Here is a 9,751-nt window from a genome sequence, read left to right on the forward strand (position 1 = left end):
GCGTGGGGTCCGTGGGCCGAGGGTGGGATGGCCACGGACGCGGGTCTCGCGGAGCGGCTGCGGCGCGGCGGCATGCCCGCCATGGATCCGGGACTCGCGATGACGGCGCTCCAGCACGCCCTGGAGAACGGTGACACCAGCGTCGCCGTCGCCGACATCGCCTGGGACCGTCTGCTCGGCGGCGTCGCGGAGCCGATCCCGCTGTTCACCGAGATCCCCGAGGCACGCCGGGCCCTGACGTCCGGGCCGGACGCGTCCGGCGAGGCCGCCGACGAGCCGGGCCGTTCCGGGCCGCTGGCCCAGCGTCTGACCGGGCTAGCTGCGGAGGAGCGGTCCGGCCTGCTGGTCGAGCTGGTGCGCACCGAGGTGGCCGGCGTGCTCGGCTACGCGGAGCCGCAGGCGGTGGACGAGGGCCGGGCCTTCCGCGAGCTGGGCTTCGACTCGCTGACGGCCGTGGAGCTGCGCAACCGCCTCAACACCGTCACCGGGCTGAGCCTGCCCTCCACCCTGGTCTTCGACTACCCGACCGTCACCGCGCTGGCCGCCCACCTCGGCACCGAGTTCTTCGGCCACTCCGCCGTCGCGACGCACCCGGACTCCGCGGCGGCCGGCCCCGGCTCCGCCGCTTCCGCCACCACCGACGAGCCGATCGCCATCGTCGCGATGAGCTGCCGTTTCCCCGGCGGGGTCGACACTCCGGAGGACCTGTGGCGGCTCCTGCTCGACGGTGGCGACGCCATCGCCGGCTTCCCCACCGACCGCGGCTGGGACCTGGCCGCTCTGCACGGTGACGGACCGGGCCGCTCCAGCTCCCACGAGGGCGGATTCCTCGCCGGCGTGGGCGAGTTCGACCCGGTGTTCTTCGGGATCTCGCCGCGCGAGGCGCTGGCCATGGACCCGCAGCAGCGGCTGCTGCTGGAGACCTCCTGGGAGGCGTTCGAGCGGGCCGGCATCGACCCGGCGACGCTCCGTGGCAGCCGGACCGGTGTCTTCGTCGGCACCAACGGCCAGGACTACCTGATGCTCGCCGCGAACTCCGCCGACGACCTGGAGAGCCACCTCGCCACCGGCACGGCGGCGAGCGTCGTCTCGGGACGGCTGTCGTACACCTTCGGGCTCGAAGGCCCGGCCGTCACGGTCGACACCGCCTGCTCCTCCTCGCTGGTCGCGCTGCACATGGCCGTCCAGGCGCTGCGCGGCGGCGAGTGCTCACTCGCCCTGGCCGGAGGCGTCACCGTGATGTCCACGCCGGGCGCCTTCGTCGAGTTCAGCAGGCAGGGCGGCCTCGCCGCCGACAGTCGTTGCAAGGCGTTCGCCGACGGCGCGGACGGTACCGCCTGGGGCGAGGGCGTGGGCCTGCTGCTGGTCGAGCGGCTCTCCGACGCCGAGCGCAACGGTCACCAGGTGCTGGCGGTCGTCCGCGGCACCGCCGTCAACCAGGACGGCGCCTCCAACGGCCTGACCGCGCCCAACGGCCCCTCGCAGCAGCGCGTCATCCGCCAGGCGCTGGACGCCGCCCGCCTGACGGCGGACCAGGTGGACGCCGTCGAGGCGCACGGCACCGGCACCTCGCTGGGCGACCCGATCGAGGCGCAGGCCCTGCTCGCCACCTACGGCCAGGGCCGCCCGGCCGGACAGCCGCTCCGGCTGGGCTCCGTCAAGTCGAACATCGGCCACACCCAGGCCGCCGCCGGCGTGGCGGGCGTCATCAAGATGGTGCTCGCGATGCGGCACGGCGTGCTGCCGCGCAGCCTGCACCTCGACGCACCGTCCGCCGAGGTGGACTGGTCGGCCGGCGCCGTGGAACTGCTGACGCGGAACACGGACTGGCCGGTGACCGGCCACCCCCGGCGGGCCGGTGTCTCCTCCTTCGGCATGAGCGGCACGAACGCGCACGTCGTTCTGGAGCAGGCCCAACAGCAGGCCCGGGAACAGCACCAGCAGGACGGGCAGCAGGACCTGACCGGGCAGCGGGACCGGGACCGGATCCCGGAGCAGGACGCGCCGGTCGCCCGGCCGGTCTGGCCGGTGCCTCTCTCGGCCCGGACCGAGGACGGCCTGCGGGCCCAGGCCGAACGCCTGCTCCGCACGGTCGCCCTCGGCGCCGAGCCGCGCGACCTCGCGTACTCGCTGGCCACCGGCCGGTCCGCGATGGAGCACCGGGCGGTCGTGGTCGCCGCCGACGAGCAGGGGTTGATGCGGGGTCTACAGGGGTTGGCCGCGGACGCCCCCGATGCGACTGTGGTCCGGGGCTCGGCCACAGGCGGCAAACTCGCCTTCCTCTTCACCGGCCAGGGCAGTCAGCGGCGGGGCATGGGAGCTGAGTTGTACGAGACGTACCCGGTGTTCGCCGAGGCGCTCGACGCGGTCTGCGCGGAGCTGGACGGTCACCTGGACCGTCCGCTGCGCGAGGCGATCGCCGACGAGACGCTGATCGACGAGACCGGCTACACCCAGCCCGCCCTGTTCGCCGTCGAGGTCGCCCTGTTCCGCCTGCTGGAGTCCTGGGGTCTGCGTCCCGACGCCCTCGCCGGGCACTCCGTCGGCGAACTCGCCGCCGCCCATGTCGCCGGCGTCCTCTCGCTCACCGACGCCGCGACGCTGGTCGCCGCCCGTGGCCGTCTGATGCAGGCGCTGCCGCGCGGCGGTGCCATGGTCGCCGTGCAGGCGGCCGAGGCCCACGTGCGGCCGCTGCTCACCGACGGTGCCGGCATCGCCGCCGTCAACGGCCCGACGTCCGTGGTGATCTCGGGCGCGGAGGACGTCGTCCTGGAGATCGCGGAGAAGCTGGCCGCCGACGGCCACCGCACCAGGCGGCTCACCGTCAGCCACGCCTTCCACTCCCCGCTGATGGACGGCATGCTCGACGAGTTCCGGGCCATCGCGCAGCAGTTGACCTTCTCGGTGCCGCGCGTCCCGATCGTCTCCACCCTCACCGGCACGCTCGTGTCGGCGGAGCTGACCGACCCCGAGTACTGGGTGCGGCACGTCCGTGAGGCCGTCCGCTTCGCCGACGCCGTGCAGACCCTGGACGCCCAGGGCGTCACCACCTACCTGGAGCTCGGCCCCGACGGGGTGCTGTCCGGCATGGGCCGGGAGTGCGCAGCCGAGTCCGCGGCCTTCGCCCCGGCACTGCGCCACGGGCGTCCGGAGGCACGGACCCTGACCACCGCCCTCGCCACCGCCCAGGCGCGCGGCGCGGCCGTCGACTGGCCGGCCCACTTCGCAGGAACCGGCGCCCGTCGCACGGACCTGCCGACCTACGCCTTCCAGCGCACCCGCTACTGGCCCACGCCCGCCGCCCTGACGGGCAGCGCCGGTCCGGCGCATCCGGTGGACGCCGTGGACGCGCGGTTCTGGGAGGTCGTGGAGCGCGAGGACCTGGCCGCGCTGGCCGGGGAACTGCGCCTCGACGTCGAACAGCCGCTCGGCTCCGCCCTGCCCGCCATCGCCGCCTGGCGCCGCCGCAACCGCGAGCAGTCCACCGTGGACGGCTGGCGCTACCGGGTCGTCTGGCGCCCGGCCCCCGCGCCGTCCGTCCCGGTCACCGGCAGCTGGCTGCTGATCGCCCCCGCCACTGCCGGGACGACCGGCGCCGAGACCGCCGGCGCCGAGACCGCCGGCGCCGAGACGACCGGTGCCGAGACGACCGACCGCACCGCCGAGGTCGCCGCCGCGCTCACCCGCGAGGGCGCCGAGGTCCGGGTGGTCACCTGGCCCACCGGTGGGGACGACCGCGCCGCGCTCACCGCACGGCTGCGCGAAGCGGCCCAGGCGGGCCCGCCGACCGGCGTACTCTCCCTGCTCGCCCTCGACCCGGCCCCGCACCCCGCCCACCCGGCGCTGCCCGCGGGACTGGCCGCCACCCTGCTGCTCCTCCAGGCCCACGGCGACGCCGGACTCGACGCCCCGCTCTGGTGCGCCACCGAGGGCGCCGTCACCACCGGGCCCGCCGACCCGCTCACCGCGCCGCAGCAGGCCCAGGTCTGGGGACTCGGCCGGGTGGCGTCCCTGGAGCACCCCGACCGCTGGGGCGGCCTCGTCGACCTGCCGGGGCACCTCGACGCGCACACCGGCCCGCTGCTCGCCGCCGCCCTCGGCGGTGCCGGCGGCGAGGACCAACTGGCCGTACGGGCCACCGGGCTCCACGTCCGCCGACTGGAGCGGGCCACCGCACCGGCCGCGGACCCGGCCACGGCCTGGCGTCCGCGCGGCACCGTTCTGGTCACCGGCGGAACGGGCGCCCTCGGCTCCCGGGTGGCCCGCCTGCTCGCCGCCGACGGCGCCGAGCACCTGCTGCTCACCGGCCGCCGTGGCCCGGACACCCCCGGTGCCGCCGAACTGGCCGCCGAACTCGAAGCGCTCGGCACCCGGGTGACCGTCGCGGCCTGCGACGCCGCCGACCGCGACGCCCTCGCCGGGCTGCTCGCCACCGTCCCCGACGACCTGCCGCTGACCGCCGTCGTGCACGCCGCGGGCGTGGTCACCGATGGGCCGCTCGCCGAGAGCGGCCCCGGCACGCTCGCCACCGTGCTCGCCGCCAAGGCGGCCGGCGCCCAACACCTGGACACCCTGCTCGGCGACCGCGACCTCGACGCCTTCGTCACCTTCTCCTCCATCGCCGGGGTCTGGGGCAGCGGCGGTCAGGGCGGCTACGCCGCTGCCAACGCCTACCTCGACGCCCTGGTGGAGGACCGCCGGTCGCGCGGCCTGGCCGGCACCTCGGTGGCGTGGGGCCCGTGGGCGGAGGCCGGCATGGCCGCCGGCGCGGACGCCGAGGACCACCTGCACCGCCTCGGGCTGCCGGTGATGGCACCCGACACCGCCCTGCTCGGCCTGCGGCGCGCCCTGGCCGCCGACGAGCCGACCGGTGTCGTCGCGGACGTCGACTGGGAGCGCTTCGCGGCCTCCTTCACGGCCGCCCGCCCGCGCCCGCTGATCGCTGAACTCGCCGAGGTCAGGGCGGTCCTCGCGGCCGAGCGGGCCGCATCCGCCGGCACCGCCGACCGGACCGCGGACGGCCCGGCGGCCCGGCTGGCAGGCCTCCCCGCCGCCGACCGGGACCGTGCCGTCCTGGACCTGGTGCGCGCCGAGGTCGCCGAGGTGCTCGGCTACCCGGACGCCCGAGCCGTGGAACCCGGCCGCGCCTTCCGGGCGCTCGGCTTCGACTCGCTGACCGCGGTCGAACTGCGGGACCGGCTCACCCGGGCCGCCGGACTGCGGCTGCCGGCGAGCGTGGTCTTCGACTACCCGACGCCCACCGCCCTGGCCGAGCACGTGCGGGACAGCCTCTTCCCGGACGGCGCCCGGGAGGCCGCCGTGGACCCGGAGGAGGCGCGACTGCGGGAGGCGCTCGCCGCCACCCCGTTCGCCCGCTTCCGCGAGGCCGGACTGCTGGACACCCTGCTCCGGCTCGCCGGCTCCGGTGCGGACGGCCAGATCCCAAGCAGCGACGATGAGTTGGACCTGATCGACACGATGGACGTGGCGAGCCTCATCGACATTGCCCTCGACAGCAACGAAACCTGACACGTCCGAAGTGCGGAGCTCATGATGACCACGCCCAACGAAAAGATCGTTGCAGCGCTGCGGGCCTCCATCAAGGAGGCCGAGCGCCTGCGCCGACAGAACCAGCAGCTGATCGCGGCCTCCAAGGAGCCGATCGCGATCGTCGGGATGAGCTGCCGGTTCCCCGGGGGCGTGGAGTCGCCGGAGGCCCTGTGGCGGCTCGTCGCCGACGCCGGCGACGCCATCTCCGAGTTCCCCACCGACCGTGGCTGGAAGCTCTCCGACCTGTACGACGCCGACCCGGACCGCCAGGGCACGTTCTACGCCCGCGGCGGCGGATTCCTGCACGAAGCCGCCGAGTTCGACCCGGCGTTCTTCGAGATCAGCCCGCGCGAGGCGCTGGCCATGGACCCGCAGCAGCGCCTGCTGCTGGAGACCTCCTGGGAGGTCTTCGAACGGGCGGGCATCGACCCGACCACGCTCCTCGGCAGCCAGGCCGGCGTCTTCGTGGGCGCCTCCACCTCGGGGTACAGCGTCATCGCGGACGAACTGCCGGAAGGCGTCGAGGGCTACCTCCTCACCGGGAACGCGGCGGCCGTGGTGTCCGGCCGCCTCTCCTACACCTTCGGCTTCGAAGGCCCGGCGGTCACCGTCGACACGGCCTGCTCCTCCTCACTGGTCGCCCTCCACCTCGCCGTCCAGGCGCTTCGCAACGGCGAGTGCTCGCTCGCCCTCGCGGGCGGCGTGACCGTCCTCGCCACGCCCGACGTGTTCGTGGAGTTCAGCCGCCAGCACGGCCTGGCCTCGGACGGCCGGTGCAAGGCGTTCGCCGCGGCGGCGGACGGTACCGGCTGGTCCGAGGGCGTCGGCATGCTGTTGGTCGAGCGGCTCTCGGACGCGCGGCGCAACGGGCACCCGGTGCTCGCGGTGGTGCGCGGCAGTGCCGTCAACCAGGACGGTGCGTCCAACGGCCTGACGGCGCCGAACGGTCCCTCGCAGCAGCGCGTGATCAAGCAGGCGCTGGAGAACGCCCGGCTCACCCCCGCCCAGATCGACGCCGTCGAGGCACACGGCACCGGCACCACCCTCGGCGACCCGATCGAGGCGCAGGCCCTGCTCGCCACCTACGGCCAGGCACACACCGACGACCGGCCGCTGTGGCTCGGCTCGCTCAAGTCCAACCTCGGCCACACCCAGGCCGCCGCCGGCGTCGCGGGCATCATGAAGATGGTGCTGGCGATGCAGCACGGCGTGCTGCCCAAGACCCTCCACGTCGACGAGCCCTCGCCGCACGTGGAGTGGTCCCAGGGTGCGGTCGAGCTGCTCACCGAGGCCCGCACCTGGCCGGAGACCGGCGAACCACGCCGCGTGGGCGTGTCGGCCTTCGGCGTGAGCGGGACGAACGTTCACACGATCCTGGAGCAGGCCCCGGCTGTGGAGGAGGAGGTGCCGGCCGCGGAGGCGGTGGTGCTTCCGGTGGTGCCGGTGGTGCTCTCGGCGAAGAGTGGGGAGGCGCTGGCGGCGCAGGCTGCGGAGCTGGCGGCGCTGGTCGAGGGTGACGAGTCGCTGGGTCTGCTGGATGTGGGTTTCTCGCTGGCGACGAGCCGGGCCGCGTTCGAGCACCGGGCCGGGTTCGCCGCGGGGGACCGTGCGGAGCTGCTGGCGGGGCTGTCCGCGTTGTCGGGTTCCGGGGTGGTGGAGGGGCGTACGGCGTTCCTGTTCACCGGTCAGGGCAGCCAGCGGGCCGGCATGGGTGCGGAGTTGTACGCGGCGTATCCGGTGTTCGCGGACGCGTTCGACGCGGTGTGCGCGGAGCTTGACGGTCACCTGGACCGTCCGTTGCGCGATGCTGTCGCGGATGCGGAGTTGGTGAACGAGACGGCGTTCACGCAGCCGGCGCTGTTCGCGTTGGAGGTGGCGCTGTTCCGGCTGCTGGAGTCTTGGGGTGTGACCCCCGACGTGCTGGCGGGTCACTCGATCGGTGAGCTGGCGGCCGCGCATGTGGCGGGTGTGCTGTCGCTGGCGGATGCCGCCACGCTGGTGGCGGCGCGTGGTCGGCTGATGCAGGCGCTGCCGCGTGGCGGTGCGATGGTCGCCGTGCAGGCGACCGAGGCGGAGGTTGTGCCACTGCTGACCGACGGTGTCGGGATCGCCGCCGTCAACGGTCCTTCGTCCGTGGTGATTTCGGGCGTCGAGGACGCCGTGCTGGCGGTCGTGGAGCAGCTGGGGGACCGCAAGTCCAAGCGGCTCACGGTCAGCCACGCGTTCCACTCGCCGCTGATGGACGGAATGCTGGACGAGTTCCGTTCGGTGGCGCGGCAGTTGACCTTCTCGGCGCCGCGGATCCCGATCGTCTCGACCCTCACCGGCACCCCGGTGTCGGCCGAGCTGACGGACCCCGAGTACTGGGTGCGGCACGTCCGCGAGGCCGTTCGCTTCGCCGACGCCGTGCAGACCCTGGCCTTCGACGGCGTCCGTACCTTCGTCGAGCTGGGTCCGGACGGTGTGCTGTCCGCGATGGGCCAGGACGGTGCCGCCGAGGCCGCGTTCGTCCCGGTCCTGCGGGCAGGTCGCCCGGAGGCCCGTACGCTCGCCGCCGCTGTCGCCCAGGCCCACGTCCGCGGCCTGACGGTCGACTGGCAGGCGGTGTTCGCCGGTACCGGTGCCCGCCGTGTCGACCTGCCGACCTACGCCTTCCAGCGCCAGCGCTACTGGCTCGAAGGCGGTACCTCGCTCGGTGATGCGGCGTCGTTCGGCCTCGCGCGGGCGGATCACCCGCTGCTGAGCGCGAGTGCGGACCTCCCGGAGTCGGACGGCCTCGTCCTCACCAGCCGGCTGTCGGTGCAGTCGCACCCGTGGCTCGCCGACCACGCCGTGATGGGTTCGGCCCTGTTGCCGGGTACGGCGTTCGTGGAGTTGGCGATCCGGGCCGGTGACCAGGTCGGTTGCGGGGTGCTGGAGGAGCTGACCCTCGCCGCGCCGCTGGTGCTGCCGGAGCAGGGCGGCGTGCAGCTGCGGCTGGCGTTGGCGAGCGTGGACGAGGCGGGCCGTCGTACGCTCGCTCTGCACTCGCGTCCGGAGGATGCGGCGGCGGACGAGCCGTGGACGCGGCACGCCACCGGTTCGCTGGCGCCCAGCAGCTCGGCTGCCGTGCCCTCGTTCGACCTGGTGGAGTGGCCGCCGAGCGGTGCCGTCCCGGTGGCGGTCGACGATCTCTACGAGCGGCTGGCCGCGGCCGGGTTCGGCTACGGGCCGGTGTTCCGGGGCCTGCGCGCCGCGTGGCGCCACGACGGCGACACCTACGCCGAGATCCGACTGCCCGAGGACGCCAAGGGCACCGCGGCATCCTTCGGCCTGCACCCCGCGCTGCTCGACGCCGCGCTGCACGCGGTCGGTATCGGCGACCTGCTCGACGACACCGGGCGAGGGCGCCTGCCGTTCTCCTGGAACGGGGTGACCCTGTTCGCCTCCGGGGCCGGCGTGCTGCGCGCCCGCCTGTCGCGTACCGGCCCGGACGCGATCTCACTCGCGCTCGCCGACGAGACCGGCCAGGCCGTGGCCGAGGTCGAGTCGCTGGTGCTGCGCGAGGTGTCCGAGGAGCAGGTGCGCGGTTCGAGCGGCGGTCACCCGGATTCGCTGTTCCGGGTGGAGTGGACGTCGCTGCCGGTGTCGGCCGCCGCCTCGGCGGGCCGCTGGGCCGTGCTCGGTGGCGAGGGCTTCGGTGCTCAGCCGTATCCGGACCTGGCGGCGCTGGGCGTGGCGGTCGAGGGCGGCGCGGCCGTCCCGGACGCGGTGTTCCTGACGTTGGAGCCGGTTGCTGAGGCCGAGGACGTGCCGTCGGCTGCCCGGGTCGCGCTGCACGGGGTGCTGGGTGTGGTGCAGGAGTGGCTGGCCGACGACCGGTTCGCCGACTCGCGGCTCGTCCTGGTGACGCGTGGCGCCGTCGGTGCCGACGTCGAGGACCTGGTGCACGCGCCGGTCTGGGGCCTGGTGCGCTCCGCGCAGTCCGAGAATCCCGGGCGCGTCGTGCTGCTGGACGTCGACGGTTCGGAGAACGCCGGTCTGATCGCGGGCGCCCTGGCGACCGACGAGCCCGAACTCGTCTTCCGCGCCGGTGCCGTGCAGGTGCCGCGTCTGACCCGGGCGTTGGCGGCCGTCGACGCGGCGCCGGTGTTCGGTGCTGCGGGCACGGTGCTGGTCACCGGCGCCTCGGGCATGCTGGGCGGTCTGGTCGCCCGTCACC

2 protein-coding genes are annotated in these 9,751 nt (G+C 74.8%); both read left to right on the plus strand.

Going from position 1 to position 9,751, the window contains the following annotated elements; genetic code table 11:
• The coding region (locus tag ACIOFR_RS41375; RefSeq protein WP_401005877.1) for a type I polyketide synthase at positions 1 to 5,529 on the plus strand (5,529 nt) is incomplete at its 5' end.
• Between the two features lie 69 nt (positions 5,530 to 5,598).
• Positions 5,599 to 9,751 (plus strand): type I polyketide synthase (locus tag ACIOFR_RS41380; protein ID WP_401005879.1); only part of this gene is annotated, 4,153 nt, incomplete at its 3' end.

Origin of the sequence: Kitasatospora sp. NPDC088346, from assembly GCF_044740765.1 — a bacterium.
Taxonomy (GTDB): domain Bacteria; phylum Actinomycetota; class Actinomycetes; order Streptomycetales; family Streptomycetaceae; genus Kitasatospora.